General features: G+C 68.9%; 26 protein-coding genes and 2 riboswitches. Of the genes, 11 read left to right on the top strand and 15 right to left on the bottom strand.

Features of this window, described 5'->3' with window-relative positions; all coding sequences use genetic code 11:
• Positions 1 to 37: 37 nt before the first annotated feature.
• From A6745_RS12620 to A6745_RS12600, 5 genes are all read left to right on the top strand, one after another.
• Positions 38 to 670 carry a VTT domain-containing protein gene (locus A6745_RS12620; RefSeq protein ID WP_066127539.1) on the top strand — a complete coding sequence of 211 codons (633 nt, stop codon included), beginning with the start codon at positions 38 to 40 and terminating at the stop codon, positions 668 to 670.
• A 142-nt stretch (positions 671 to 812) separates the two neighbouring features.
• Positions 813 to 2,753 (top strand): LTA synthase family protein, encoded by a 1,941-nt coding sequence (locus A6745_RS12615; protein ID WP_066127537.1) that lies wholly within the window; start codon positions 813 to 815, stop codon positions 2,751 to 2,753.
• A gap of 139 nt (positions 2,754 to 2,892) precedes the next feature.
• The gene (locus A6745_RS12610) at positions 2,893 to 4,344 is read left to right on the top strand and encodes a sensor histidine kinase (RefSeq protein WP_231885988.1); all 1,452 of its coding nucleotides are present in this window, start codon (positions 2,893 to 2,895) and stop codon (positions 4,342 to 4,344) included.
• On the top strand, positions 4,341 to 4,976 hold the full coding sequence (locus A6745_RS12605; RefSeq protein ID WP_066127536.1) for a response regulator transcription factor: 636 nt from the start codon (positions 4,341 to 4,343) through the stop codon (positions 4,974 to 4,976). The genes A6745_RS12610 and A6745_RS12605 overlap by 4 nt, the downstream gene beginning before the upstream one ends.
• Before the next feature lie 88 nt (positions 4,977 to 5,064).
• Entirely contained in the window at positions 5,065 to 5,571 is a 507-nt protein-coding gene (locus A6745_RS12600; RefSeq protein WP_066127535.1) for a GlcG/HbpS family heme-binding protein, read from the top strand.
• 110 nt (positions 5,572 to 5,681) lie between these two features.
• On the opposite strand, the gene A6745_RS12595 is transcribed toward A6745_RS12600, so the two are convergent.
• Positions 5,682 to 6,272, bottom strand: coding sequence for a TetR/AcrR family transcriptional regulator (locus A6745_RS12595; RefSeq protein ID WP_197488151.1), 591 nt, complete (start codon positions 6,270 to 6,272; stop codon positions 5,682 to 5,684).
• 243 nt (positions 6,273 to 6,515) lie between these two features.
• Between A6745_RS12595 and A6745_RS12590 the strand changes: the two genes are divergently transcribed.
• Complete coding sequence (locus A6745_RS12590) at positions 6,516 to 7,613, top strand: DUF418 domain-containing protein (protein ID WP_066127531.1); 1,098 nt, start codon at positions 6,516 to 6,518, stop codon at positions 7,611 to 7,613.
• 32 nt (positions 7,614 to 7,645) lie between these two features.
• On the opposite strand, the gene A6745_RS12585 is transcribed toward A6745_RS12590, so the two are convergent.
• The 10 genes from A6745_RS12585 to A6745_RS12540 form a co-directional block, all read right to left on the bottom strand.
• Entirely contained in the window at positions 7,646 to 8,569 is a 924-nt protein-coding gene (locus A6745_RS12585; protein ID WP_066127529.1) for an SMP-30/gluconolactonase/LRE family protein, read from the bottom strand.
• 72 nt (positions 8,570 to 8,641) lie between these two features.
• Entirely contained in the window at positions 8,642 to 9,631 is a 990-nt protein-coding gene (locus tag A6745_RS12580; RefSeq protein WP_066127528.1) for a Bug family tripartite tricarboxylate transporter substrate binding protein, read from the bottom strand.
• Between the two features lie 29 nt (positions 9,632 to 9,660).
• Entirely contained in the window at positions 9,661 to 10,626 is a 966-nt protein-coding gene (locus tag A6745_RS12575; RefSeq protein WP_066127527.1) for a tripartite tricarboxylate transporter substrate-binding protein, read from the bottom strand.
• A gap of 31 nt (positions 10,627 to 10,657) precedes the next feature.
• Positions 10,658 to 11,620: a tripartite tricarboxylate transporter substrate binding protein gene (locus A6745_RS12570; protein WP_066127525.1), complete on the bottom strand. Its 963-nt coding sequence runs from the start codon at positions 11,618 to 11,620 to the stop codon at positions 10,658 to 10,660.
• An 89-nt stretch (positions 11,621 to 11,709) separates the two neighbouring features.
• Complete coding sequence (locus tag A6745_RS12565; protein ID WP_066127523.1) at positions 11,710 to 12,780, bottom strand: cyclase family protein; 1,071 nt, start codon at positions 12,778 to 12,780, stop codon at positions 11,710 to 11,712.
• Positions 12,781 to 12,792: 12 nt separating this feature from the next.
• Positions 12,793 to 13,743 carry a hydroxyacid dehydrogenase gene (locus A6745_RS12560; RefSeq protein WP_231885987.1) on the bottom strand — a complete coding sequence of 317 codons (951 nt, stop codon included), beginning with the start codon at positions 13,741 to 13,743 and terminating at the stop codon, positions 12,793 to 12,795.
• Positions 13,740 to 14,423, bottom strand: coding sequence for an RraA family protein (locus tag A6745_RS12555; protein ID WP_066127521.1), 684 nt, complete (start codon positions 14,421 to 14,423; stop codon positions 13,740 to 13,742). The genes A6745_RS12560 and A6745_RS12555 overlap by 4 nt, the downstream gene beginning before the upstream one ends.
• A 45-nt stretch (positions 14,424 to 14,468) precedes the next feature.
• Positions 14,469 to 15,464, bottom strand: a complete 996-nt coding sequence (locus tag A6745_RS12550) for a Bug family tripartite tricarboxylate transporter substrate binding protein (RefSeq protein WP_066127519.1) — start codon at positions 15,462 to 15,464, stop codon at positions 14,469 to 14,471.
• A complete protein-coding gene (locus A6745_RS12545; RefSeq protein ID WP_066127518.1) occupies positions 15,461 to 16,351 on the bottom strand; it encodes an amidohydrolase family protein in 891 nt (296 codons plus the stop codon). Before A6745_RS12545 ends, A6745_RS12550 begins: the two co-directional genes overlap by 4 nt.
• A 26-nt stretch (positions 16,352 to 16,377) precedes the next feature.
• Positions 16,378 to 17,349 (bottom strand): Bug family tripartite tricarboxylate transporter substrate binding protein, encoded by a 972-nt coding sequence (locus A6745_RS12540; RefSeq protein WP_066127517.1) that lies wholly within the window; start codon positions 17,347 to 17,349, stop codon positions 16,378 to 16,380.
• Positions 17,350 to 17,449: 100 nt separating this feature from the next.
• Here A6745_RS12540 and A6745_RS12535 point away from each other — a divergent pair, with 100 nt between their 5' ends.
• On the top strand, positions 17,450 to 18,172 hold the full coding sequence (locus tag A6745_RS12535) for an IclR family transcriptional regulator (RefSeq protein ID WP_066127515.1): 723 nt from the start codon (positions 17,450 to 17,452) through the stop codon (positions 18,170 to 18,172).
• A gap of 51 nt (positions 18,173 to 18,223) precedes the next feature.
• Here A6745_RS12535 and A6745_RS12530 read toward each other — a convergent pair whose 3' ends face one another.
• Together A6745_RS12530 and A6745_RS12525 are read right to left on the bottom strand one after the other, a co-directional pair.
• On the bottom strand, positions 18,224 to 19,456 hold the full coding sequence (locus A6745_RS12530) for a D-amino acid dehydrogenase (RefSeq protein WP_066127513.1): 1,233 nt from the start codon (positions 19,454 to 19,456) through the stop codon (positions 18,224 to 18,226).
• A 49-nt stretch (positions 19,457 to 19,505) separates the two neighbouring features.
• Positions 19,506 to 19,588: riboswitch (glycine riboswitch) on the bottom strand.
• A 3-nt stretch (positions 19,589 to 19,591) separates the two neighbouring features.
• A riboswitch (glycine riboswitch) is annotated at positions 19,592 to 19,683 on the bottom strand.
• A gap of 65 nt (positions 19,684 to 19,748) precedes the next feature.
• A complete protein-coding gene (locus tag A6745_RS12525) occupies positions 19,749 to 20,501 on the bottom strand; it encodes an SDR family oxidoreductase (RefSeq protein WP_066127511.1) in 753 nt (250 codons plus the stop codon).
• A gap of 97 nt (positions 20,502 to 20,598) precedes the next feature.
• On the opposite strand from A6745_RS12525, the gene A6745_RS12520 reads away from it, so the two are divergent.
• Positions 20,599 to 21,504 carry a helix-turn-helix transcriptional regulator gene (locus A6745_RS12520; protein WP_066127507.1) on the top strand — a complete coding sequence of 302 codons (906 nt, stop codon included), beginning with the start codon at positions 20,599 to 20,601 and terminating at the stop codon, positions 21,502 to 21,504.
• A 20-nt stretch (positions 21,505 to 21,524) separates the two neighbouring features.
• On the opposite strand, the gene A6745_RS12515 is transcribed toward A6745_RS12520, so the two are convergent.
• Entirely contained in the window at positions 21,525 to 22,511 is a 987-nt protein-coding gene (locus tag A6745_RS12515; RefSeq protein ID WP_066127505.1) for a Bug family tripartite tricarboxylate transporter substrate binding protein, read from the bottom strand.
• 157 nt (positions 22,512 to 22,668) lie between these two features.
• Between A6745_RS12515 and A6745_RS12510 the strand changes: the two genes are divergently transcribed.
• The 3 genes from A6745_RS12510 to A6745_RS12500 all read left to right on the top strand — a co-directional run bounded on the left by A6745_RS12510 (position 22,669) and on the right by A6745_RS12500 (position 25,773).
• Positions 22,669 to 22,935: a hypothetical protein gene (locus A6745_RS12510; RefSeq protein ID WP_066127502.1), complete on the top strand. Its 267-nt coding sequence runs from the start codon at positions 22,669 to 22,671 to the stop codon at positions 22,933 to 22,935.
• A 102-nt stretch (positions 22,936 to 23,037) separates the two neighbouring features.
• Positions 23,038 to 24,249 carry a putative DNA modification/repair radical SAM protein gene (locus A6745_RS12505; protein ID WP_066127500.1) on the top strand — a complete coding sequence of 404 codons (1,212 nt, stop codon included), beginning with the start codon at positions 23,038 to 23,040 and terminating at the stop codon, positions 24,247 to 24,249.
• 15 nt (positions 24,250 to 24,264) lie between these two features.
• Positions 24,265 to 25,773, top strand: coding sequence for a UdgX family uracil-DNA binding protein (locus tag A6745_RS12500; RefSeq protein ID WP_066127497.1), 1,509 nt, complete (start codon positions 24,265 to 24,267; stop codon positions 25,771 to 25,773).
• Here the strand turns inward: A6745_RS12500 and A6745_RS12495 are convergent.
• Entirely contained in the window at positions 25,763 to 26,641 is an 879-nt protein-coding gene (locus A6745_RS12495; protein WP_066127495.1) for a GntR family transcriptional regulator, read from the bottom strand. The genes A6745_RS12500 and A6745_RS12495 overlap by 11 nt on opposite strands.
• Positions 26,642 to 26,678: the final 37 nt, after the last annotated feature.

The raw sequence follows: 26,678 nt of genomic DNA, 5'->3' as shown, positions 1-26,678 counted from the left end.
CTCGTTTCTGGCCGCAAGCCTAGGCAACTGACCTTACATGAATCCCATTGAAATGTTCGCATGGCTCACCGATCCCAACGGATTGATGGCCGTGCTGGCCGAGAACTGGATGCTGGGCACGGCCATCGTCGTGCTGATCATCTTCGCCGAAACCGGCTTCGTCATTTTTCCCTTCCTGCCAGGCGATTCGCTGCTGTTCGCCACGGGCGCATTCCTGGGGATCGCCGGCATCAACCCCATCGTCAGCATCGTCGCGCTGATCCTGGCGGCCATCCTGGGCGACTCGGTGAATTACTCGACAGGCCGCTCGGCCTTGCTGCGCGACCGGCTGCTCAAGCGCGTCAACCCTGCCCACGTCCTGCAGGCCCAGGCCTATTTCGAGCGCTACGGCGCCCTGACCATCGTGATCGCGCGCTTCATTCCCATCGTGCGCACCGTGGTGCCGTTCGTGGCCGGCCTGTCGCAGATGCCGCGCGCGACCTTCGTTTCGTACAACGTGGTGGGAGGCGTGCTGTGGTGCGGCTCGCTGACCACCGCCGGCTATTTCCTCGGCGGCATTCCCTGGGTGCGCGCGAACCTGCACTGGGTTTCCGTCATCATCATCGTGCTGTCCGTCCTGCCCATCGCCATCAAGGGCCTGGCCTGGCTGCGCGGCAGGCGCCGCGCCTGATTCGGTGCTGCGCCGCACCAAATGGTTATTTCGCTGGCGTAAAACAAAAAATGACAGCATGATGACTTGACGCAAATTTGATGCGGCGAGGACTAGACTCGCCGGTTCCTTGTGAAAGTCAGCGGCGGCCACGCCGCACCTCATGTACGCACAGACGCTCGTTTTCATTGCCGCCACCCTGTTGCTGCTGTCCGCCTCGCGGGCCGCGTTGATCGCATGGCAGAAGCCCAGGGTGCAGGCCAGTGGCCGGCCGTGGGCCATTTTGCTGGGCGGCCTGCGCATCGATGCCCACATGATCGCCGTGATCACCATCCTGCCGCTGACGCTGGCGCCGTGGGTGGGGCAGTCGGCGCTCGCGCAGGCCATCAACGGCGGCTGGCTGTTGATCGGCTGGCTGGCCATCGTGCTGCTGGAACTGTCCACCCCGCAGTTCATCGACGAGTACGACACCCGGCCCAACCGCCTGTATATCGTCTACCTGACCAATCCCCGGGAAGTCTTCACCATGTTGTGGCGCGGCTACCGCTCCACCGTGCTGGCGGTGGTCGTGGTGACGGGCCTGATGGCCTGGGCGGGGTACGCCATGTTCTGGCAGCCGCTGTGGACATCCGGTCCGCAACCGTTGTGGTTGCGCGGCCTGCAGACGCTGGCCGCGCTGGCTGGCGGCATTCTCGCCATCCGCGGCACCCTGAAGCACCGTCCCATCAATCCGTCGACCGTCGCGTTCTGCGGCGATGCGATGGTGAATGCGCTGCCGCTGAACTCGCTCTACAGCGTGCTGTATGCCGTCTACAGCATGAAGAACCAGCGGTCCAGCAGCGACGCTTACGGTTCGATGCCGGAAGACGAGATGCAGCGCATCGTGCGGGAGTCGGCGGGCCTGCCCGAACCCGCCTATCCTGCCATTCCGACTTTGCACCCGCAGGCCTCGGCCCCGCGCCTGGCCCGCCCGCGCAACCTGGTGATGATCGTCGAGGAAAGCCTGGGCGCGCAGTTCGTGGGCCATCTGGGCGGACAGGACATGACACCGTGCCTGGACAGGCTGATGCGGGAAGGCTGGGCCTTCACCAATGCCTATGCCACCGGCACGCGCTCGGTGCGCGGATTGGAGGCGCTGGTCGCGGGCTTTCCGCCCTCGCTGTCCGAGGCCGTGCTGCGGCTGCCCGATGCGCAGTCGAACTTCTTCACGCTGGCGCAGTTCCTGAAGCGGCAGGGCTATCGGACCTGCTTCGTGTATGGCGGCGAAGCGCACTTCGACAACATGAAGAGCTTCTTCCTGGGCAACGGCTTCGACGAGCTGTATGACCTGAAAACCTTCGAGGAGCCGGCGTTCGTGGGCACCTGGGGCGCCAGCGACGAGGACATGTTCGCGCGCGTGCACCGGATCCTGGAGGACCGCGCCGCGCAGCCGTGTTTCGTGCTGGCCTTCTCGGTCAGCAACCATTCGCCCTGGGAGTATCCGCAGGGCCGTATCGAACCCGTTGGCGAGCCGGCGTCCGTCGGGAACACCGTGCGCTACGCCGATTGGGCGCTGGGTGATTTCTTCGGCCGGGCCAAGCAGGCGTCGTACTGGAATGAGTCGGTGTTCCTGGTGGCGGCCGACCACGACGCGCGCGTCGGCGGCGCGGACCATATCCCGCTGAAGCACTTCCAGATTCCCGCCCTGATCCTGGGGGCGGGGGTGCCCGTGCGGCAGGATGGACGGCTGGTCAGCCAGATCGACATGCCGGTGACGCTGCTGTCGCTGCTGGGCGTCCATGGCCAGCATCCGATGATCGGCCAGGACCTGACCGATCCACGGGCAGGGGGGCGGGCCATGATGCAATACGGCGATTCCTACGGCTATCTGCGGGGCGACATCCTGACCGTGCTGGAACCGCGCAAACCCGCCAGCCAGTTCCGATACGCGCGGCCGGACCGGTACGAAAGGGTGGCGCCGGACGCCGGCCTCGCCAGGGTGGCGCTGGCGCATGTCCTGTGGGTCGAGCGCACCTATCGGGATCGTGGTTATGGCCTGCCTGCCGTGCGGGACGGCGCGGTGGCGGCTGCATTGCCGGCGACGCTGGGGTCCACTTCCGCCTGACGAGAGGCATCGGGCCGGGGGCCGGTCAGGCTGGCTGACGGCCTGCGGCGCGCCGCCGAGGCAGCGCCGCCATGCCGGCCGTGGCTCCGTAGCGCTACGGAGTCCGCTGCGCCGGGCCCGCTGCGATAATTCCGGCATCGTGACCATCCCCTTTTCCCGTTGGCGCACCCTGGGCGCCTGGCTGCTGTTGAGCCTGGCCGGCATCGCGGCGCTGGGCCGCCAGGATTATCTGGCGCAGCGCGACCGCTTCCTGCAGGGTGCCAGCATCGCCCATCGCATGCTCAGCCAGAAGGCCGTGCAGCACGAGGCCGTGCTCGATACGCTGGCCGCGCTGTCGCATCCGCCGATGCCCCAGCGCCTGCTGCCCAGCCTGCGGCCCGCGCTGGGTGAACTCGTGGCTCTGGGCTGGCGCTCGCCGCAGGGTTGGCAGGGCAGCCAACCGCCGCCCGCCGGCCTGGACGCCGCCATCGCCCGCGCCTCGGCCAGCGGTCATGCCGTGGCCTTGCCGCTGGATCCCCGCCGCTACTGGCTGGTGTCCGCGTCTTCCTGGAGCATGCTGGTCGATGGACAGGAGCTGCTTGCGGCCTCGGACATCGCCGCCGACGTCGGGCGCCTGGCCCTGGCGGTGCAGCCGGGGGCCGAGGCACTGACCCTGCGCGCCGACGCCGGGGCGGGCACGCCGCCCCATGGCCCGGTACTGAGCATCGCCAAACCCCTGGGCGCAGCCAGCCAGCCTTTCCTGATGCAGGCCGAACGCCGCCTTGGCCCGGCGGCCTGGCCTTGGCGCGCATGGGCGTCGTGGGCGGTCTTCAGCGCCTTGCTGGTCGGCGCCGCGCGGGTTTGGCGGCACAGCCGCCGCCACGCCCGCCGCCAGGCCGGGCAGGCCCGCATGACGGCCCTGGCACGGCTGAGCACGCTGGGGGAGATGGCGGCCGGCGTCGCGCACGAACTGAACCAGCCGCTGACCGCCATCCTGGCCCAGACCCGTGCCGCGCAACGCCTGCTGGACGACCCTGACGAAACGCCCGCGGTGCGGCAGGCGCTCGATGCCAGCGCCCAGCAGGCCCGCCGCGCCGCCGACATCATCGAGCGCCTGAGGGCGCTGGTGAGCCCGCAGGCGGTGGCCGCGCGCCTGCCGCTGGCCCCCGATGCGCTGGCCGGCAACCTGGCATTCCTGTGCGAGCCAGAACTGGAACGCCACGGCATCGCGTTCGATTGGACCAATGCCGCGCCGGCCGCCAGGCCGCTCGGTGATCCCATCGCGGTGGAGCAGATCCTGCACAACCTGGTGCAGAACGCGATCGCCGCGCTGGCGGACCACGCCGGGGCGCCGCGCCGCATCCGGCTGCGTGGGCAGGTGGCGGGCGGGCAGTACCGGTTCACCGTCAGCGATACCGGCCCTGGCGTCGCCGCCCACGACCTGCCGCATCTGTTCGAACCGTTCTACACCACGCGCAGCGGCGGCATGGGGCTGGGCCTGACCTTGTGCGAAACCCTGGCCGGTTCCATGGACGGCCACGTGCTCGCGGACAATCCGCCGGAAGGCGGCGCCTGTTTCACGTTGACCTTGCCGCTGGCGTCACGGCCATGAACAGCGCGTTGACCGACACCCCGGTGGTCTATCTGGTCGATGACGACGACGCCGTGCGCGAGGCGCTGGCGCTGCTGTTGCGCAGCGTGGGCCTGCGCAGCAGCGGCCATGGGGATCCCCTGAAATTCCTGGACGGACTGCCCGCGCACGCCATCGGCTGCGTGGTGCTGGACATCCGCATGCCCGGCATCAGCGGCCTGGACGTGCTGGCGCACCTGGCCGGGTGCAGCGACCTGCCGGTCATCATGCTGACTGGCCACGCCAGCGTGGACCTGTGCCGCCGCGCCTTCAAGGGCGGCGCCATCGAGTTCCTGCAGAAGCCGATGGACGACGACGTGTTCCTGGACGCGGTGCAGTCCGCCGTGCGCGGGCACGTCGCCGGCCGCGAGCGCGCCGCCGTCACCGGGGCCGCGCGGGCGCGCCTCGAACGGTTGTCGGGCCGTGAGCGCGAGGTGGCGCGGCGCGTCGCACAAGGCCATGCCAACAAGGAGATCGCGCGCGAGTTCGACCTGTCGCCCCGCACGGTCGAGACCTATCGCGCGAATGTGTTCGCCAAGCTGGAGGTGACGTCGCTGGCGCAACTGATCCGCCAGTACGCGGCGCTGCTGGACGGCGACGCGCCGGCTCCGTAGCGCTACGGAGGGCGATGCGTAGCCGGGCGAATACCGCGATCCGGCACGCGTCCCTAAGCTGGAGTCTCTTTCCACAAGGACGATTTCCATGCTCAAACCCTCCCTGTTCCTGGCCGCGCCCGCTGCCGCGCTCGCTGCTGCGCTCGCGCTGTGCGGTGCTGCCCAGGCCGCCGTGCTGGCCGAAAAGAATGTCTCGCTGGAGGACGCCCGCCACGTGGCCGATGCCGCCGTCGCCGCCTGCCTGGCCAAGGGCTACGACGTAAGCGCCGCCGTGGTCGACCGCGCGGGCGTGCTCAAGGCTTTCGCGCGTTCGGACAACGCCGGTCCGCACACGGTGGAGGGCAGCCGCCTGAAGGCCTACACCTCGGCCTCGGCCAAGGCGCCCACGCTGGCGATCATGGAGAATGCCCAGAAGAATCCCGGCGCGGCCAACCTGACCGGCGTGCCGGGATTCCTGCTGCTGGGCGGCGGCGTGCCGATCAAGTCGGGCGAGGCCGTGATCGGCGCGCTCGGCGTGGCCGGCGCGCCGGGCGGTCATCTGGATGCCCAGTGCGCCGATACGGCGTTGCAGGACAACGCGGCTCGCTTCAAGTAAGCCGCGGCGCCTGCCCGCGGGCGGTGGGCGGCGGACCATGTCGTGCCGCAGTCAGGGGCCTTCTTCAGAGGCCCTTTTGGCCATGCGTGCCCGGAATGGGGCGCGGCCGGTCAGCCGGCCTTGAATCCGACCAGGCAGTGGGCCGCGTCGATCATCTCGTCGAAGGCGATATGGTTGGCCTCGGCGGAGTCGGCCAGCGCCAGCGTGTCGGCATAGCCGACGGCCATGCAGAACAGCTGCTTGGCCACGCGCGCGGGCATGGCGCAACGAAAATCGCCGTCATCCACGCCCTGCTGGATGATGGTGGCCAGCAGGCCCAGCCAGCGCGTTTCGATCTCGCGGAACGCCGCCGCCAGTTCGGGATCGCGCACGGCCTCGTCCCAGGCATCCCACCAGATCGCATCGCTGCGGTCGGACAGGTTGGGCAGGCATTCCCGCAGGAACGAGGCCAGCGCCTGCCTGGGGGACAGGCCCGTCATGTCGCCCAGCGATTTCTCGTATTGGTTGTCGGCGAAGCGCACGAACGCGGCGCGCCGCAAGGTCGGCCAATCCTTGAAATAGTGATAGAGATGGCTGCGGGACAGGCCCGCGCGGTCGGCCAGGTCGCGTGTGGACACGTTGTTGAAACCCTGGGTGCTGAACAGCTCGACGGCGACATCCAGGATCAGGTCCTTGCGGTTCTTCTCGGCCAATCTCTTCATTCCTTGTGCTTGTGGGGGCGTCGCGTTCAAGCCGCGATTATCTTGCATTTGAGCGATTGCTCAAATATAGTCTTGAGCAGTCGCTCAAAACGGGCGTGGCGGGTTCCTTTTCATGACGTCCACTTCGAGACAATCCCCCGGGCGCGGCCCTGCCGGCGAGGCCTCGTCCTGCGCATTGCTGCCGGTGGCGCTGGCGTGCTCGCGCCACCTCCGCGGGCGCGTCACGGCGGCGCCGCAGAGGCGATGACACCGGTTCGCCGAGCGAGACTGGATGGCCTGGACCTGGCGCGCTATCTGGCGCTGGCCGGCATGGTGCTGGTGAACTTTCGCCTGGCCATGCAGCCTCGGCCCGACGGGCCGCCATGGCTGCAAGCGCTGTTCGATGGGATCGAGGGCAAGGCGTCCGCGGTGTTCGTGGTGCTGGCGGGCCTGGGCCTGTCGCTGGCGACCCGCGACCAGGCGCCGGGCGAGGCATGGACGTGGACGGTGCGCCGGGCCATGTTCCTGATGGCCGTCGGTTTGTTGAACCAGTTGGTGTTTCCGGCCGACATCATCCATTACTACGCGGTCTATTTCCTGCTGGCGCTGCCGTGGCTGCATGCCGGCAAGGAGGGGCTGTATGGCGGCGTGCTGGGCGTGGCCAGCGTGTCGTTGTGGGCGCAGCTCAACTTCGATTATGCGCGGGGATGGGACTGGCACTCGCTGCGGTACGACGGTTTCTGGACGTGGGGCGGGTTCGTGCGCAACCTGCTGTTCAATGGATTCCATCCCGTGCTGCCGTGGCTGGCGCTGTTCCTGTACGGCATGCTGCTGGGGCAGTTCGCGCTACCGCGGGCGCGCATGCAGTGGATGCTGATGGCGGGCGGTGCGCTGGCAATGGGCGCCGCCAGCGGGGTGGCGTGGCTGGGAGAAGGCACAGTGGGGGGCTGGCTGGTCAGCACGGCGCCCATGCCGCCGGGGCCGGTCTACCTGCTGATGGGCGTCGGCGTGGCCAGCGTGGCCATCGGCGCCTCCCTGCGCATTGCGGGGGGCTGGCCCGGCGGGCCGTGGCGCGCGCTGCTGCCGGCGGGCCGCATGACGCTCAGCCTGTATCTGGCGCATATCCTGCTCGGCATGAGCACGCTGCAGGCGCTGGGAGCCCTGGACGGTTCGTGGACGTTGTCCGAGACAGCCGCCGCGGCTTCGGTCTTCGTGGCCTGCGGCACGGTGTTTGCCTGGGCCTGGAGCCGGGTGATGCCCCAGGGGCCGGTCGAGACGCTGATGCGCAAGGTCACCTCGGTGTCCTGGCACCGCGGTTCTTATGCGCGGAGGGCTTCGGGCAAGCGTCTCGACGAGTCCTGAAATGGGCCGAGCACTCGCCCTTCCCATGGCGATTACCGCGTGGCGCCCCGATGCAGCGCCAGCCCCGCGTGCGGCGCCTGCGCCATCAGCACCGTCCCGCTGGTCGATTCGGTGCAATACAGCGTGCGGCCATCCTTTCCTCCGAATGCGATGTTGGTCGTGGACAGGCCCGTCGGGCTGCGCCATACCTGGATGGGCTCGGCCCGTGGATTCAGCAGCCATACATAGCCCAGCCCGGGGTTGGCGACGATGACGTTGCCTTCCACGTCCACCGCCAGTCCGTCTGGGCCGCTCGGCCCGTACGAGGTGAAGAACTGGCTGACCTTGCTGACGCTGCCATCGGGCAGCAGCGGCACGCGCCACACGCAGTTGCCGCGCGTCACGGCCACGTACAGCACCTTGCCGTCGGGCGACAGCGCCACGCCGTTGGGGCTGGGCACGTTCGACAGCAGTTGATCGAGCTGGCCGTTCGGGCGCAGGCGGTACACGCGGCCGGTGGGATCGTGCAGGCCGGTCTGGCCCTGGTCGGTGAAATAGAGATTGCCCACGGCATCGAAGACCAGATCGTTCACGCCCTTGAATCGCTCGCTGTTGCGGCGTTGCAGGTGGGGCGAGACCTGGCCGGTGGCGACGTCCAATGCCATCAGGCCGTTCTTGTAGTCGGTGATCAGCAGGCGCTGGTCGTCCAGGAACTTCATGCCGTTGGGCTCGCCGTCGTATTCGGCCACCAGCGTCCATTCTCCCGAGGGAGCGACGCGGAAGATGCGGCCCCACGGGATGTCGGTCAGGTACAGGTTGCCGGCGCGGTCGAACACCGGGCCTTCCAGGAACGAGTCCGCGATGGCGCCACCACGGTTGGCGTCGGCCCAGGCGCTGGGCCGGGCGCGCCGCAAGGACGCCGGCATGGCGGAGAACACGGACAATTCCGTGACCTGGGGGGAATTGAGCAGGAACATGCGGGTCCTTTGTCGTGGCGGCGCGCCGCTGGGGGCGGCGCCGCGTGAGGTTCAACGCGTCTTGAAGCCGGTTCAACGCGCCTCGAAACCGGTCTTCTCGCTGACCGATTTCCACATGGCGGAACTGTCGCGCAGGATCCGCGCGAAGCCGGCCGAGTCGACCTGGCGCGGATCGGCGCCCATGCTCTGGGCGAATTCCTTCATGTCGGGGGCATTCATGGCGGCGGCGATTTCCTTTTGCAGGCGGGCCAGCACCTCGGGCGGCGTACCCTTGGGCGCCCACAGGCCCGTCCAGTTCACCACGCCGAAGTCCTTGACGCCCGCCTCGGCAAAGGTGGGGACGTCCTTCAGCACGGGCAGGCGCTGGTTGCCGCTGATGGCAAGCAGGCGCAGGCTGCCGCCCTTGACCGCGCCCATGACGCCGGTGGTCGAGGCGAACTGGAAGTCCACGACGTTGCCCAGCACGGCCTGCGTGGCCTCGGCGGCGCCCTTGAAGGGCACGTGCATGAACTTGACGCCCGTGGCCTGGCCCAGCCCTTCGGCCGCGAAGTGCGGCGTGGTGCCGGGGCCGCCCGAGCCGTAGGTAACGGTGTTGGGCGAGGCCTTGGCGCGGGCCACCAGGTCATCCAGCGTCTTGTACGGGCCTTCGCTTTTCACCACCAGCGCCATGGGCGCGAAGATGAAGGCAGAGACGGGTTGCAGGTCGGTCTCGTGGTCGAACGGCAGCTTCTTGAAGATGAACGGCAGCAGGGAATAGGTCGTGTCGTTGGCCAGCAGCGTGTAGCCATCGGCGGCACTGCGGGCCACCTGGCTGGCGCCGATGGTGCCGGTGGCGCCGGGCTTGTTCTCGACGATGAAGCTCTGGCCGGTCTGCTCGCCCAGCTTCTGCGCCATCTTGCGCGTGGCCACGTCCACCGCGCCGCCGGGGCCGTAGGGCACCACGATGCGCACGGCGCGCTCGGGCCATTGGGCATGGACGGTGGTGGCGCCCGCCAGCAGCAGGGTGGCGGCCAGGGCCTGGGCAAGCACGTTCACGCCGTGCGGGGTCTGGTTCTTCTTCATGTGTCTCTCCTTTGTTGGAATAGTCAGGCCTATTGCGCCTGCAGATCAAGATCGCGCGCCAGGGCGCGGTACTCGGTGATTTCCTGCGTCAACTGCCGGCCGAAGTCGGCGCCGCAGACCGGGCGCGGCTGCATGCCCAGCGCCTTCAGGCTTTGCGCGGAGGCACTGTCCCGTGCGAAGCCGGCGGCCACCTGGGACAGCCTGGCCAGCACCGGCGCGGGGGTTCCCACGGGCGCCAGCACGCCATACCAGGCGTCCGCGCGGTAGTGCTTGAGGCCGGCCTCCTCGAAGGTGGGCACCTGCGGCAGCTCGGCCAGCCGCTCGGGCGCGGCGACCGCCAGCGCCTTCAACTTGCCGGACTGCACTTGCGGCAGCACCGAGCCCAGAGTGGCCAGCGAGCTGTCGACCTGTCCGCCCATGACGTCGGTGATGGCCTGCGAGGCGCCCTTGTAGGGAATGTGGTTCATCGACGTGCCGGTCAGGCGCAGGAACTGCGCGCTGGCGAAGTGGCCCGAGCTGCCGGTGCCCGGGGTGGCATAGGTGTGCTTGCCGGGCTCGGCCTTCAGTTTGGCGAGGAATGCCGCCAGGGTGTCCGTGGGCATCGACGGCCCCACCACCAGCACGGTGGGACTGACGGCCACGGTGCAGACCGGGGCGAACGAATCGCGCGCATCGAACTTCACTCGGTCGCCGTACAGGGCCGGAATCATCGTGTGGTTCGTCGCGCCCATCAGCAGGGTGTAGCCGTCGGCGGGAGCCTTGGCCACGGCCTCGGCGGCCAGGATGGTATTGGCGCCGGGCTTGTTCTCGACCACGACCGCCTGCCCCAGCGACTTGGCCGCGTAGGCGGCGAAGGCTCGGGCAACGACGTCGGTCGGACCGCCGGCGGAGAATCCGACGATGATGCGTATCGGGCGGTCGGGGTAGTCGGCATGCGCGGCCGGGGCGGCGGCCGCGAGCAATGCCGCGCACAGCGTGGGAAGAAGGGCTTTCATGATGGATGTGTCTCCTTGTCGTGGACGGCGTTCAGTCGCGCTTGATGCCGGAGTCGGCCAGCACGGTCGCGGCGCGCCGCATTTCTTCGGCGACGAAGGCGCCGAAGTCCTGGGCCGACGAGCCGATCGGCTGCGCGCCCAGTTCCTTCAGGCTGGCCCGCAGCGAAGGGTCCTGCATCGCCGCGCGCAGCGCCTGTTCGAGCTGGCCGGCGATCGCATCGGGCACGCCGGCCGGCGCGAAGATGCCGTTCCACTCATAGACCTCGTAGCCCGTCAGTCCCGTTTCCGCCAGGGTCGGCAGGTCGGGCAGGGCATCGGCGCGCGCGCGTGACGTCGCGGCCAGCGCGCGCAGCTTGTTGGCCTTCACCAGCGGATACGACGCGGCCATGTTGCTGAACATCATGTCCACCTGTCCGCCGACCAGATCGGTCAGCGCGGGCGCGCCGCCCTTGTAGGGAATGTGCGTGATCTCGATGCCGGATCGCTGCGCGTAGAGCGCCGCCGCGATGTGCTGGGCGGTGCCGTTGCCGGGCGAGGCATAGTTGACCTGGCCCGGCTGCCTGCGTGCCGCCGCGGTCAGGTCGGCCACCGTTCGGTAGGGCGAATTGACGGGCACCACCAGCAGGTTTGGCGTCAGGCTGACCAGCGTCAGCGGGCGGAAGTCACGCTTGCTGTCGTAGCTCAGCGAGGGATACAGGATGGGGTTGACCGCGTGCGCGGTGGCGTCGTACAGCAAGGTGTAGCCATCGGCATTGGCGCGCGCCACGATGGCGGCGCCGATGGTGCCGCTGGCGCCCGGCTTGTTCTCGACCACGATCTGCTGGCCCAGGCGCTGGCCCAGCTTGGCCGCCACCAGGCGCGACTGCGCGTCGGCCGCGCCTCCGGCCGAATAAGGCACGACCAGGGTGATGGGGCGTTCGGGAAAGGCGGCCACGGCGGCGCCGGCGGCGGTGGCCAGGGCGAGGGCGGCCAGGGTCCTGCGCAGGATGTGCATGAGCTTGTCTCCGTGTGTTCTAGGTATTGCCGGCCGCGGCCTTGCGCCGGGTCCGGGGTCAAGAGAAAAAGGGTGTGATGGAAATCCGGTCAGACGGTGGCGATGGGCGTCGCCGGTGAACCGACGGCGCCGGGCAGGCGCAATGGCGGAGCCGTCAGCAGGAAGCGGTTGCGGTGATGCGCGCGCAGCCAGCGCGCCAAGGGCGTCAGCCACCACAGTTCGCCCAGGTGGATGCCGTTCTTGAACAGGCAGTGTTCGTGCAGCGGCAGGCGCGGTCCGCGCAGGGGTTGGCCGATGCCGCCGAAGCGAACCGGCTGCACCAGTTCAACGGCGGGGTTGTCGGCGATCAGGCAGGCCAGCTTCGACTCGACGATCCACGACAGCAGCCGGGCGTCGTTGCCGTCCAGGCCGCTGCCGGTCGCGTGCAGATGGGCCACGTCCGGCTGTCGCTCCATGGCCATCAGCGTGTCGCCGAAACCGGTGTGCAGGCACACCATGTCGCCCGGCTCCACGTTGACGCCATCGGCCTCCATGATCGCCATCAGTTCCGCGTACCCGACGGCCTGGCGCTTGCGCCCTATATGGTGTTCCAGGTCGATCATCACCGCACGTCCCTGCACGCCGTGTTCGGCCAGGTGTTCGATGCCCAGCGCGTCGGCGCGCGGGTCGGGAAAGCGCGCCCAGTCCGCCGGCGCGGCGGGGTCTTCGTGCGCGGCGTGCAGATGCTCGCCGGCGCGATAGCCGTTGTAGAACACGGCCTCGGCCTGCCCGTCGCCATCGGCGTCGAAGCGGCTGCCCATGTGCGCCAGGCTGTCCCACTGGGTGGAGTACTGTGTGTTCATCAGCAGCACGTCGTCGCAGACCACGTCGGTCAGCGACGGATCCTCGGCCGCGTACGACCAGCAGAAGCCCTGCGCGCCCGCGCTCTTGCCGTCGCGCAGCGTGGCGTACCGGCGGGGCGGCAGCCGGCGCGGATTCAGCGCCATGCCGCCCGGCACGTCCAGGGGCAGGGACAGGCAGAACGTCAGGCCCTCGCTGACCTCGGCGATGCCTTGCAGCGTCTTGCCTCGATCCACGAGATTCATGCGGCCCAACTGGTCGTCGGGGCCGAACTCGCCCCAGTTGCCGCCGGCGGGCGCGTGTGTCCATCGTTGTGCCATGTCGACGCTCCTTCAGGCCGGGTGCACGCCGGCCAGCACGTCCAGCACGTTGCGCGCGGCGCCCACGCCCATGCCGATGTAGGCCTCGGGCGTCACGCCGCCGATGTGCGGGCTGAGCAGGATGCGCGGCTCCTGCTGGAAGGGGTGGCCGGCCGTCATGGGTTCGACGGCGAAGCTGTCCAGCCCGGCCGAGCCGACCTGGCCAGAACGCACGGCCTGCAGCAGGTCGGCCTCTTCGATCAACCCGCCGCGCGCGGTGTTGACGATGATCACGCCGGGCTTGCACAGGGCCAGCGTGCGGGCGTTGACCATGCCGCGGTTGTCCGCCGTCAGCGGGCAGTGCAGCGAGATCGCGTCCGACTCGCGCCAGATCGCGTCCAGGTCCACCAGCGCGACGCCGTCGCCGGCGTCCTTGGCGTAGGGATCGAAGCCGATCACGCGCATGCCCACGCCTTGCGCCATGCGCGCCATGCGGCGGCCGATGGCGCCCAGGCCGACCAGGCCCAGCGTCTTGCCGGCCAGCTCCATGCTCTTGTGCGTGGCTTTGTCCCAGTGGCCGGCGCGCATGCGCGCGTCCAGCGAAACGACCGACTTGGCGCAGGCCAGCAGCAGGGCCAGGGCCTCTTCGGCGACCGCGCCCGCGTTCACACCGACCGCCGCGCGCACTTCGATGCCGCGCGCCGCCGCGGCGGTCTTGTCGATCGTGTCCGTACCGCTGCCGTGCTTGGAGATCACGCGCAGCGAAGGCGCGGCCTGCATGGCGGCTTCCCCGACCTTGCCGTAGCGCACGATGATGCCGGCCGGATCGTGCTGGCGGCACAGGGCCACGATCTCGTCTTCGGAAGGCGTCCTGCCCGCGTAGACGATGTCGAAATCCCGCAGCAGCGCCAACGCCTGCGGCGCGAGGTCGTTGCCGGTGACGAGGATGACCGGCCTGGCGCCGGAGGAGGAGGCTGGACTCACAGCGATTCTCCTTCCTTCAGCACGCCGGCCGCGCGCAGGGCGGCGGCCAGCCACTTGGCCGCGGTGTCGCCGCCCTTGATGGCTTCGATGCGGGCGGCTTCGTCGCGCACCTTCTTCTCGGCGGCGGGCAGCAGGCTTTCGATCTTCTCGCGCTCGACCACGACCACGCCATCGTTGTCGCCGATGATGAAGTCGCCGGGATTCACCGTGACGCCGCCCACGCTGACGGGATGGCCGAGACGGCCAGGCACGTTCTTGGTGGGGCCGTTGGGGTTGGTGCCGGCGGCGAACACGGGGTAGTTCATCTCGATGATCTCGATGCTGTCGCGCGCCGCACCGTCCATGACCACGCCGGCCAGGCCGAGCTTCTGGCAGGCGGTCATCATGATGGTGCCCATCAGCGCCGAATTCAGGTCGCCCTTGCCGTCGATGACCAGCACGTCGCCGGGCTGCGCCAGCGAGATGGCGGCGTGGATCATCAGGTTGTCGCCGGGCCGCACTTCCACGGTGAAGGCCGTGCCGGCGAGCTTCATGCCGGGATGCAGCGGGCGGATGCGGCCATTGAGCGCGCCGCGGCGGCCGGCCACGTCGGCCAGGATGGCGGGTTGCAGTGCGGCGGCGCGGGCCACGATCTCGGCGGGCACGCGGGGGAAGTTCTTGATGATGTCGGAATGGCTCATGCTGGTTTCCTGGTCGGGGTTGCGGTTGTTGCGGTATGGAGGGGATCAGGGCTGGATGCCCGCCTTGCGTATCAGGGCGCCCCACTTGGCGTAGTCGGCGCGGCGCAGGGTGTCGAGGTCTTGCGGCGGGCCGCCGGCGATGGTGATGCCCAGCTTGTCGGCCAGCGCGACCACGTCGGGCGTCTTCAGCGCCTGGTTGATGCTCTGGTTCAGGCGGTCCACGACGTCGGCGGGCGTGGCGGCCGGGGCGAACACGGCCTGCCACTGCTCGACGACGAAGTCGGCGTAGCCTTCCTCGGTCATGGTGGGCACGTCGGGCAAGGCGCGCAGGCGCCTGGCCGAGGTCACGGCCAGCGCCCGCAGCGAGCCGCCCTGGATGTGCGGCAGCGCCGCGGCGATGGGCGCGAACATGAAGTCAACCTGGCCGGCCAGCGTGTCCTGCAGGGCGGGGGTGTCGCCCTTGTAGGGCACGTGCAGGAACCGCGTGCCGCTTTGCTGGCGCAGCAGCTGGCCCTGCATGTGCAGGATGGTGCCGGTGCCGCCCGACGCGTAGGCCAGGCCATCGGGCCTGGCTTTCGCCGCCGCGACCAGGTCCTTCACCGTGCGGTACGGCTGGTGCGCGTTCACCACCAGCACGTGCGGAATGGTGCCGATGGTGATGACCGGGGCGAAGCTCTCGACGGGGTCGTAGTTCAGCCTGGCCATCATGTGCGGCGCGATGGCCTGCGGACCGATCGAGGTGCCCAGCAGGGTCAGGCCGTCGGGCACGGCGCGCGACACGTAGGAAGCGCCGATGGTGCCGGTGGCGCCGGGGCGGTTCTCGACGATGACGCGGGTGGCCAGCAGGGGATCGAGCTGTTGTGCCAGGGCACGGCCCAGCACGTCGGTGCTGCCTCCGGGGGGATACGGGACGACCCAGGTGATGGGCTTGCCGTCGGGCCATTTTCCGGTGGCGCGGGCACTGGCGGCGAGGCCGGCCAGGCACAGGGCGCCGGCGCCCGCCAGCACGCGCCGGCGGGAAGAGCATTGCAGTGTGTTCATCGTGTCTCCGTGGTGTCGTGGCCCGTCGGCGCGAAGCCGTAGAGCCTTTCTGGATTGGTGACCAGGATCCGCCGCAGCGTGGCGGCGTCGCCGGCCCAATGGGCCAGCCGGTCGAGTTGTTGCGCGTCGTCGGGCATGGGATGGCGGCCCGCCGAGGCCGAGGCATGCGGCCAGTCGCTGCCCCACACCATGCGGTCGGGCGCGGCGTCGATGTAGCCGCGCGCCAGCGGATCGAGGCGCGCATCTCCGGCATCCCCCGTTGCACTGACGATGTAGCCGCCGGACAGCTTCATCCACGCCCGGCCGTCGCGCAGCAGCGCCAGCAGCAGGGCATGCGCGGGATGCGACCCGGCCTGATGCGGGGCGATGCGGCCCAGGTGGTCGAACACCAGCGGCACGGGCAGGCGCGCCAGGCGTTCACCGGCCCGCGCCAGCAGGTCGGGCGGCATCAGCAACTGCACGTGCCAGCCCAGCGGCGCGATGCGCTCGGCCAGCCGCTCGGCGTCGTCGAGGGTGTTGGTGACGCCTAGCGACAGGTTCAGGCGGATGCCGCGCACGCCGGCCTCGTGCAGCGCGGCGAGCCGCGCATCGCTTTCGCTGCCATCGATGACGGCCACGCCGCGCGCGTCATCGCCCATCCGCGCCAGCGCCGCCAGCATCGGCCGGTTGTCGCTGCCATGGGTCGATGGCGTGACCAGCACGGCGCGCCGCGTGCCCAGGCGTCGCTGCAGGGCGCGGTACTGCGCCACGCTGGCATCGGGCGGCAGCAGCGCCGCGCCCGCGACAGCCGGATAACGGCTGTCGTAGACGTGCAGATGGCAATCGCAGGCGGGCGCGGGTATGCGGGCGCGCGGCGCGGCGGTGCCCGAGGTGTAGGCGAGCGGCATGGTCGAACGGGGCGGGCGGACGAGGGTCAGTCGATACGGGCGCCGGCTTCGCGAACGATGGCGCCCCACCGGATGCGCTCGTCGTGGATCAGTTGCCCGTAGGCCTGGGGCGTGCTGATGCGCACGGCCGCGCCCTGGTCCTGGAAATGGCGTTGCGTCTCGGGCGACTGCAACGCGTCGTTCAAGGCCTTGTTCAACTTGGCGACGACCTCGGGCGGCAGCTTGGCGGGACCGACCAGTCCGAACCACGTCACGGCCTCGAAGCCCTTGAAACCGGACTCGGCGAAGGTCGGCACGTCGGGCAGGTCCCGCGTGCGTTGCGCCGAGGTCACCGCCAGCGCGCGCATGGCGCCCGAGCGGATGTGGCCGATCAGCGTGGGCACCGACGACATGTACATGTCGATCTGCCCGCCGATCAGGTCGTTGGCGCCTTGCGCCGCGCCCTTGTAGGGAATGTGGGTCAGCTTGATGCCGGCCGCCTTCTGGAACTGTTCGGTGGCCAGGTGGGCCACGGTGCCGCTGCCGGAGCTGGCGTAGTCCAGTTCAGTGGGCTTGGCCTTCGCCGCCGCCACCACGTCGGCCAGCGTCCTGAAGGGCGAATTGGCATTGACCACCAGCACCAGGGGCGCTTCGGCGACCAGGCCGATCGGGGTCAGGTCGCGCTCGGGGTCGTATGGCAGCTTGGGGTACAGCGTGGGATTGATCGCCAGGTTGCTGGTCTGGCCCAGCACGATCGTGTGGCCGTCCGGCACGGACTTGGCCGCGAGGTCCACGCCCAGGTTGCCACCGGCGCCCGGACGGTTCTCGGTCACGATGTTCCAGCCGGTGTCGGCGCCGATCTTGATGGCGACCTGGCGGGCCAGGGCGTCGGTGCCGCCGCCTGGGGGGAAGGGCACGATCAGGCGGATGGGCTTGTCGGGATAGGCCCAGGCGGGCGAGCCGGGCCACATCAGGGCGAGGGCGGCGGCGGCCGCGGCGGCATAGCGCAGGACTTGCATGGTTGTCGTCTCCGAGTGTTGTTTTGGTATGTCGGCGCATTGTGGTCTTGTGTTCCATCCAATACAATGAGGTTTCGTACAGTGAGACATGTTCCGTCATATGGACAATAGCGAAGACAAGGACAGCGCCGCGGAAGAGGGCGTCGTGGCGGTGCGCCGGGCGATGCGGATACTCGGAGCGTTCGGTATTCAGGACTCTGCGCTGTCGCTGGCCGAGCTCAGCCGGCGCACGGGGTTCCATCGCTCCACGGTGCTGCGGCTGGCGCGCACGCTGGCCATGGACGACTACCTGGCGCAGCGCACCGACGGCACGTGGCGCCTGGCGAAAGCGGCGGGATGGCTGGGCGCCTGTTACCAGGCCACCTTCAACGTGCACGACATCGTCGAGCCCGTCTTGCGCGAGCTGTCGATCAGCACCGGAGAAAGCGCCACGTTCTACGTGCGCGAGGGCAACCAGCGCATCTGCGTGGCGCGTGTGGAAGGGCCGCGTTCCATCCGCCATCACGTGCGCGTGGGCGCGGCGTTGCCGCTGCATCTGGGCAGTCCGGGGCGCGTGTTGCTGGCGTTTGCCGGCGAGGCAGGCGAGCCGTACGAATCGGTGCGGCGCGCGGGCTACATGATGTCGCTGGGCGAACGCGATGCCGAGGTCTCCAGCATCGCGGCGCCGGTGTACGGCATCAACTGGACGTTGATGGGCGCCATGTGCATTTCAGGCCCTATTTCGCGCCTGGGCGAAGCCGTGCTGATGTCGCACAAAGAAACCATCCTGGCCGCGGCCAGCCGCCTGTCGCGCGGCATGATGGGGGCGCGGCAGGCGCGTTGATCCGCCCATGCTTCACCCGCGCGGGCGGACGGGTGCGCGGGCGGACAGGTGTCAGGGCCGCATGTCTGCGTCGATCAGGCCGACGACCTGGGTGGCCGTCACGCCCGACAACGTCCATCCCAGGTGGCCGTGTCCGGTGTTGTAGTACACGCCGCCACGCCTGCCGCGGCGGATGCGCGGCATCATGTCCGGCATCATCGGGCGCAGGCCCGCCCAGGGCACGACGCGGGAGGTATTCATCGAGAAGTTGGCGCGCGTCCAGCGCACCAGGGGATCGATGCGGTCGGCGCGGATGTCCCGGTTCTCGCCGTTGAACTCCGCCGTGCCCGCCACGCGGAAGCGGTCGCGGCCCAGGCGCGAGGTCACGATCTTGGCCTTCTCGTCGAGCAGGCTGGTCCACGGCGCGCCTTGCACGCTGGCCTCGTCGTCCAGGTGCACGGTGATCGAATAGCCCTTCACGGGATAGACGTTGATGCGGTCGCCCGCCATGGCGGCCAGCCCGCGGCTGCCCACGCCGCCGCAGATGACGATGGCATCGGCGTGCAGGGATTCGCGGTCCCGGCCGCCGGACTCGGGCTCGGACATGTCGATCCGCACGCCGCCCTGGGCGAAATCCAGCCCTCGCACCTCGCGGCCGTACAGGAAGCGCGCGCCCTTGCGCTCGGTGGCCCGAGCCAGCCCGCGCGTGAACTTGTGGATGTCGCCGGTGGCGTCGGACCGGGTGTAGAAGCCGCCGTAGTACCGTCCCGTCAACGCGGGTTCGATCCGGCGGATCTCGTCGGCGGTGACTTCATGGCGTTCCAGGCCGCCTTGCTGCAGCAGGACGTTGCTCTTGCGCGCGGCCGCGAAGCTCTTGCGGTCGTGATAGAAGTGCAGGATGCCGCGCTTCTCCAGATCGAATTCCACGCCCTCCTGCTCGGCCATGGCGAAAAGATGGCGCCGCGCCTCGATGGCCAGTTGCGTGGTCAGCACGGTGTTGTCGCGATACTTGCGGATGGCCCACAGGAATTCGGCCAGCCAGCTGTACTTGTGCCACGAGGGCGCGGGGTTCAGCAGCAGGGGCGCATCCGCCTGGAACATCCAGCGCAGGCCCTTGAGCAGGGTGGCGGGCTGGTTCCAGACTTCGGCGTTGCTGGCCGACAATTGGCCGCCGTTGGCATACGACGTTTCCATGGCGGCGTAGGCGCGGCGCTCGACGACGGTGACGTCGTAGCCGGCCTGGTTGAGCAGATAGGCGGTGGTGACGCCGGTGATACCGGCGCCCAATACGGCAATGTGGGCCATGATGGACCTCGAACAGGATGGGGCGACGGCCATGTGGCCATCGCACCCCATCTGTCTCGGTACCTGAGAGCTTCAACCGCGCATGCGCGCGGCATCCCCTTCGGTGGGCGCGCACGGCGCCTCTCTCCAGATCGTCTAGCCTGCGCAGTCCTGGTGCCTGAGAGTTTCCGGGGCGGTTGCTCCGTCGGCGCCGGCCTGGTGTGGCCGGACTCTTCTGCGTGGCATTGCTTCGACGCGCACAGGATAGCCGCGCGCCTCTGGGAAAGGCAAGCACGCGGCAGGCGATACGGGGCTATTTCGCCTGGGCGTCGAAGAGCTCGACCGCGTCGTCGCCGGCCGGCATGCGCCACGGCGCCTGCGGGTCCGTCGCGGCCTGCCACACGGCCTCGGCCACTTGGGATGAGCGGGTGACGGGCCCGGAATAGCTCTCGAAGCCCGCCAGCACGCCCGCCAGCATGGGCTTGTATTCCTCGGGGACGTCCTGCGTCAGGCGCGGCATGGCGTTGGCGCCGAACTGCGTGTCGGGCGCCAGGCCCGGCAGCACCACCTTGGCCCGGACGTTCAAGGGCTGCAGTTCCAGCGCCAGGCATTCGGTGAACGCCACCACGGCGGCCTTGCTGGCCGTGTACACCGGCAGCAGCGGCAAGGCTTTCAACGTGACGGTCGAGGCCACGTTGACGATGACGCCGGCGCGGCGTTCGCGGAATTGCGGCAGCACGGCGCGGGTCATGGCCATCAGGCCGATGGTGTTGGTTTCGAAGATCTCGCGGCAGGCGTCGACGGACGTGGCCTCGAAGATGCTCAGCAGGCCGATGCCGGCGTTGTTGACCAGCACGTCGATGGGGCCGGCGTCGTGGAGGGCGCGCCGGATGCTTTGCGCATCGGTCACGTCCAGCGGCAGGATGCGCAGCCGGCCGGATGCCGGCAGCACGCCTTCGCGCGGGGTGCGCATGGTGGCGATGACATTCCAGCCCTGGTCCAGGAAGTGGCGGGCGATTTCCACGCCGAAGCCGGACGAGCAGCCGGTGATGAGGACGGTATTCATGGGTAGCCTTTCGCGAGGGAAGAGTGCTCTACTGTAGGCAGGTGAGCCTGGATTTTCTACAATAGAAAATCCATATTTCTTTCGAGATCGTCCGGACATGGCCGACCCGCTGACCGAAGTCGTGACATTGCTGCAGCCCCGCATGGCGCATTCAAAGGTGGCGAGCGGGGCGGGCCGCTGGGGCCTGAACCGCATCGAGTTCGGCATGCCTTCCTACTTCGTATTGCTGGAAGGCCGCGCGCGCCTGATGCCCGAGGGCATGGAGCCCCTCGTGCTCGAAGCCCACGACTTCGTGCTGATTCCCTCGACGCTGAAGTTCACGATGACCAGCTTCGATCCGCCCGACGACGACAGGCTCGATGGCATGCCGGTCACGCTGCCCAATGGCGAATACCGTCATGGCGATCCGCGCGCGCCCGCCGACGTGCGCATCCTGGTCGGCATGTGCCATCTGGAATCGCCCGATGCGGCGTTGCTGGTGTCGCTGCTGCCCAAGATGGTGCTGGTGCGCGGCGAGACGCGGCTGTCCGTGCTGGTGCAACTGGTGATCGACGAGTCGCGCAGCCAGCGCGCCGCGCGGGATGTCGTGCTGGAACGGTTGCTGGAAGTGTTGCTGATCGAGGCGCTGCGTTCCTCGCGCGAGGCGATCACGTCGCCCGGCCTGCTGCGCGGGCTGGCCGATGCGCGGCTGGCCGTGGCGCTGCGCAATTTCCACGAGAAGCCCGGTCAGCCCTGGACGGTGGCCATGCTGGCCAGGGCGGCGGCGATGTCACGCTCGACATTCTTCGAACGCTTCACGCAGGCCATCGGATTGGCGCCGATGGAATACGTGCTGTCGTGGCGCATGGCGCTGGCGAAAAGCCTGTTGCGGCGGACCAAGAGCAGCGTGGCCGCGGTGGCCACGCAGGTGGGGTATGGCTCGGCCAGTACGTTCACGGTGGCGTTCACGCGGCATGTGGGGATATCGCCGGGGGTGTTCGCGCGCCGTCCTCAAGCGGGCTGAAGGGCGCGGCCATCCGGCCGTCACTGCCGCGGCACGCCCGCCTTCTGCACGATGCGTTTCCACAGCGCGATGTCGTTCTTCTGGAACTCGTGCATCTGCGCCGGGCCGCCCGTCATGGGCGTGGCGCCCAGGCGTTCGTAGAACGCGCGGGTCTCGTCCATCCTGGAAATGGTGGAAAAGAGTTCGGCCAGCCTGTCCGTCTCGGCCTTGGGCGTCCGGGCGTTGACCATGGCGCCCACCCACGTATAGGCTTCGAAGCCCGGCACGCCGGCTTCGGTCGCGGTCGGCACGTCGGGCGAGGTGGAGACGCGCTTGTCGGAGGCCACCGCCAGCGTCTTCACGCGGCCATCCCTGGCCAGTTCCTGCACCGCCGTCACTTCGGCGAACGTGAAGTCCACCGTGTCCGAGGCCACGGCGGTGATGGCTTCGCTGGCGCCCTTGAAGGGCACGTGCACGGTCTGGATCTTCGCCGCGTCGTTCAGCAGTTCGCCCATCAGTTGATAGCCCGCCGAGCCCGCGCCGAAGTTCACCTTGCCGGGGTTGGCGCGCGCGTAGGCGATGAGGCCTTTCAGATCGGTGTACGGCGCCTTGGGGCTGACGGCCAGCATGGCGGGCGAACGCATCATCATGGTCAATGGCGCGAAATCGGCCAGCGGATCGTAGGGCAGCTTCCTGAACAGCGCAGCGTTCACGGCCAGCGTGGAGTTGCTGCCGATGAAGACCGTGTAGCCATCGGCCGGCGCGCTCAGCACATTGTTGACCGCGATGAAGCCGTTGCCGCCGGGCTTGTTCTCCACCACCACGGCCTGTCCCGTCAGGTCCTGCAGCTTGCGCGCGAAATAGCGCGCCGAGGTGTCGGTGCCGCTGCCCGGGCCGAAAGGAACGACGAAGCGGATGGGCCGGGACGGAAAGGTGTCGGCCAGCACGGGTGGCGGACTGGCCCACGACAGCGCCAGCAGGCAGCCCGCCGCGGCCGTGGACAGCAGAAATCTCCGGCGATTGCGCACGGTTGTCTCCTCGATGTTTTGTTGTGGCAACGACTCTATGTGCCCGCGTCCGGCGTTGTCCAATAGCAAAAATCCGGCATGCGATACCGATTCGGTATCGAGGGGGCGGCACGCGGTTTGCTGAGAAGGCTGTCCGATCCATCCCTGCGAGGTCCGCATGCGCAGCCATCCCGTATCCCGTTCCGATGACACCGGATCGACCCTGAGCAGACTGAAGCGCATCGATGCCGGCCGGCCCGACTTTCCCGGCGAACACCTGGTCGTGCTGGGTCTGGGCCTGTTCCTGATGCGAGCCGGCCTGCGCAGCACGACCCTGCTGCGGCGCGCGCTGTTTTCGATGGCGGGCACCGCCCTGGTGGGCCGGGCCGCCAGCGGTACGGGCGGCGCCGCGCGGGTGGCGCGCGCGCTGAAGCGCGTGCGCTGAGGCCGCCCCGCCGGTCTGTCTCCCGATCGGCTGTTACGACTGTCCGCTTGCCCCGCCCGCCGAACGCCGCACAATACTGGATATATATACAGTATTCGTGCGATGGAACTGTCAACCAAGCTAGAGATCCTGGCCGATGCGGCGAAGTACGACGCGTCCTGCGCCAGCAGCGGTGCGCCCAGGCGGGATTCGCGGGGGCGCGAGGGCTTGGGCGCCAGCACGGGCGCGGGCATCTGCCACAGCTTCACGCCCGATGGCCGGTGCGTCTCGTTGCTGAAGATCCTGCTGACCAATTTCTGCCAGTACGACTGCCAGTATTGCGTCAACCGGCGCTCCAGCAACGTGCCGCGCGCGCGGTTCCAGCCGCGCGAGGTCGTCGACCTCACGCTGGATTTCTACCGCCGCAACTACATCGACGGGCTGTTCCTCAGCTCGGGCATCATCCGCAGCGCCGACTACACCATGGAGCAACTGGTGCGGGTGGCGCGCGCGCTGCGCGAAGACCACCTGTTCCGCGGCTACATCCACCTGAAGACGATTCCCGATGCCGACCAGCGCCTGATCGACCTGGCGGGCCAATACGCGGACCGCCTCAGCGTGAACATCGAATTGCCCACCGACAGCGGCCTGCAGCGATTGGCGCCCGAGAAAAGCGTGCACACCATCAAGCGCGCCATGGGCACGATCCGCCTGGCGCAAGAGGTGGCCCAGGAAGAGAAGCGCAAGCGCGCGCCCGCCGGGCAAAGCACGCAGATGATCGTGGGCGCCGACCTGGCCGACGACCGCACCATCCTGCAGACCTCGCAGTCGCTGTACGGCGCGTACAAGCTCAAGCGTGTGTATTACTCGGCCTTCAGTCCCATCCCCGACAGTCCGTCGTCCGTGCCCGCGCAGGCCCCGCCGCTGCTGCGCGAACACCGGCTGTATCAAGCCGACTTCCTCATGCGCGGCTATGGCTTCCAGGCCGAAGAGCTGTTCCAGACCAAAGGTGATCTTCCCTTGGATATCGATCCCAAACTTGCGTGGGCGCTGGCCAATCGCCAGGAGTTCCCGGTGGACCTGAACCGCGCGCCGCTGCGCCTGATCGCGCGGGTGCCGGGCATCGGCATGCGCAATGCGCAGCGCTTGGTCGAGCTGCGGCGCCTGCGCGCCATCCGCTACCAAGACCTGATCCTGCTGCGCTGCGCGATCGAGAAGGTCAAGCGCTTCATCGTGGCGCAAGACTACCGGCCCAGCTTGGCCGAACCGCCATCCGAGCAATTGCGGCGTGCGTTGGCGCCTTCGCCCGCGCCGCAGCAGTTGTCGTTGCTGTAGAAAGGGGCTGCGGAAATGGACGATGCGCCGGCGCTGGTCGTGCGAGGCGGCTACGCGGATTGGCGCCGGCAAGCCCTGCACGCCCTGGCCGCCGGATGGCCGCCCGATGCCATCACCTGGACGGAACAGGCGAACGACGCCGCCGGCCAGATGACGTTGGACCATGCGGCCGCCGAAGCCGGGGTCGCCGAGCCTGCGCCAAGCCATGGCGCCGTGCCGCAGGTGCGCATTTCCAAGGACCTGGCCGAGTTGCTGCGCGATGCCGCGCTGTTCCGGTCCTCGCGCCGCTGGGCATTCCTGTACCGCGTGCTGTGGCGCTGGCAGCAGGGCGACCGCGCCGTGGCCTCGGCCGCCGACGAGGACGGCGCGCAACTGAACCGGATGGCCAAGGCGGTGCGCCGCGCCAAGCACGACATGATCGCCTATGTGCGTTTCCATCGCCGCGACGGCGACGCCGTGCCCGAGTATCTGTCCTGGTACGAGCCCGATCACGACGTGCTGGCCTACGCCGCCGGGCATTTCGCCAAACGCATGGGCACGTCGTCGTGGTGCATCGGCACGCCGCAGGGCGCGGCATTGTGGGACGGACGGGCGTTGCATCTGACCGGCACGCCGCCCGATGCCGACACCATGCGCGCGGGGGCGCGGCGGGACCAGATCGAACCGCTGTGGCTGGTCTACTACAAAAGCATTTTCAATCCCGCCCGCCTGAACGAAACCGCTTTGCAGCAGCGCATGCCGGTCCGCTTCTGGAAGGGCCTGCCCGAAGGGCCGCTGATTCCCGGCATGATCGCCGAGGCCCGCAACGGCGCCCGCCGCGTGGGGCAGACCGGCACGGTGGGCGAGATGCGCGGCAAGCCGATCGCCATGGATGCCGGGGCCGCGCAGCCTGTGCGCGCCGCGCCGACCTCGCTGGATCAATGCCGCCGCTGCGAATTGTGGCGCCATGCCACCCAGGCGGTGGCGGGCGAGGGGCCGGATGCAGCGCGCCTGATGGTGATCGGCGAGCAGCCGGGCGACCAGGAAGACCTGGCCGGACGCGCCTTCGCCGGGCCGGCGGGGCAGGTGCTGGACGAGGCCTTGCGCCGCGCGGGCGTCCCGCGCGATAGCCTGTACCTGACCAATGCGGTGAAGCATTTCAAATGGATCGCGCGCGGCACGCGGCGCATGCACAAGACACCTGCGCAACGCGAAGTCGAAGCGTGTTCGCATTGGCTGAATCAAGAGCTTTCGCGCGTGCGGCCGGCGGTCATCGTCACCCTGGGGGCGACGGCACTGAATGCGGTGCTGGGGCGCGGGGCAAGCTTGCAGCAAACCCTGCATCAGCCGGTGCGGGTGGGCGACGCGTGGTTGCTGGCCACGTGGCATCCCTCCTATGCGCTGAGGCTGCAGGACGACCAGGCGCGTGATGACGTACGGAAGGCGATCGCCGATACGCTGGCGCAGGGGTGGCAACTGGCTCGTTCCGAAGAAACGGCCGCCGCAGGTGCGGTATTTGATGCCGGCGCCAAGGCTATTCGCTGAGCTGCGCGTGCTTCTCTTTCACGGCCGTCCGCAGGTGGCTGCCCATCATCTTCGACGCCGCCTCCCGCTTGCCCGCCAAGAGCAGGTCGATCAGTGCCAGGTGCTCCTGGCAGCGCCGCAGGGACTGCTGGCGGTCCACGGCCTTGCGATACTCCATCAGGCGGCGGACGCGGTTGATGCGCCGCAGCGAGTCCAGGATGAACGTATTGCCCGAGCACGCCGCGATGATTTCGTGCAGTCGCGTGTTGGCGTCGAATATCTGCGCGGGCGACACCGTGTCGATGCCGCCGTTCACCAGTGCTTCCTGCTCGTGCCGGCATTGCGTCAGGCCCGCCACGTCCACCTGGAAATCAGGTTCCAGGATGGCGGCCGGTTCGACCATGAGCCGGTAGCGATAGCTCTGTGCGTAGGCCACCGATGACGTCATGACCTCGGTGAATTCCCAGCCGTGGCCCGGCAGCCGCGCCATCCAGCCTTCGTGGGAGATGCGCCGCAGGATGTCCGCCAGTTGGCTGCGCGTGACGGCGTAGCGGCGCATCAGTTCGTTCTCCGACACGCGGTTGGGCAGCTCGCCATCCAGCCGCTCCTGCGCGATGCGCAGGTAGATGGCCTCGTCCGGCGACGGCGCCGCCGCCTGTTCGGGCCGCGCCTGCAATGCGCCTTTCCCCACGACGAAACCGCCCTCGGGATGCGGATCGATCAGCGCCTGGCCGGCCAACTGCCGCAGGGCCGTGCGCACGGGCGAGCGCGAGACCCGCAACGCCTCGGCCAGGCTGCGTTCGGACAGGCGCGTGCCCACCGGCAGGGCCTGGTGATTGATGCGCTGGAGGATGTCCGCCGCGAGCTGGGATTGCAGGGTCTGGGCCATGCGCCGAGGGAGGGGGAGAGGGCATTCGTATGGTATC

It is taken from the genome of Bordetella ansorpii (genome assembly GCF_900078705.1).
GTDB classification, from domain to species: domain Bacteria; phylum Pseudomonadota; class Gammaproteobacteria; order Burkholderiales; family Burkholderiaceae_B; genus Bordetella; species Bordetella ansorpii_A.
This window is presented reverse-complemented; position numbering and strand designations above follow the sequence as displayed.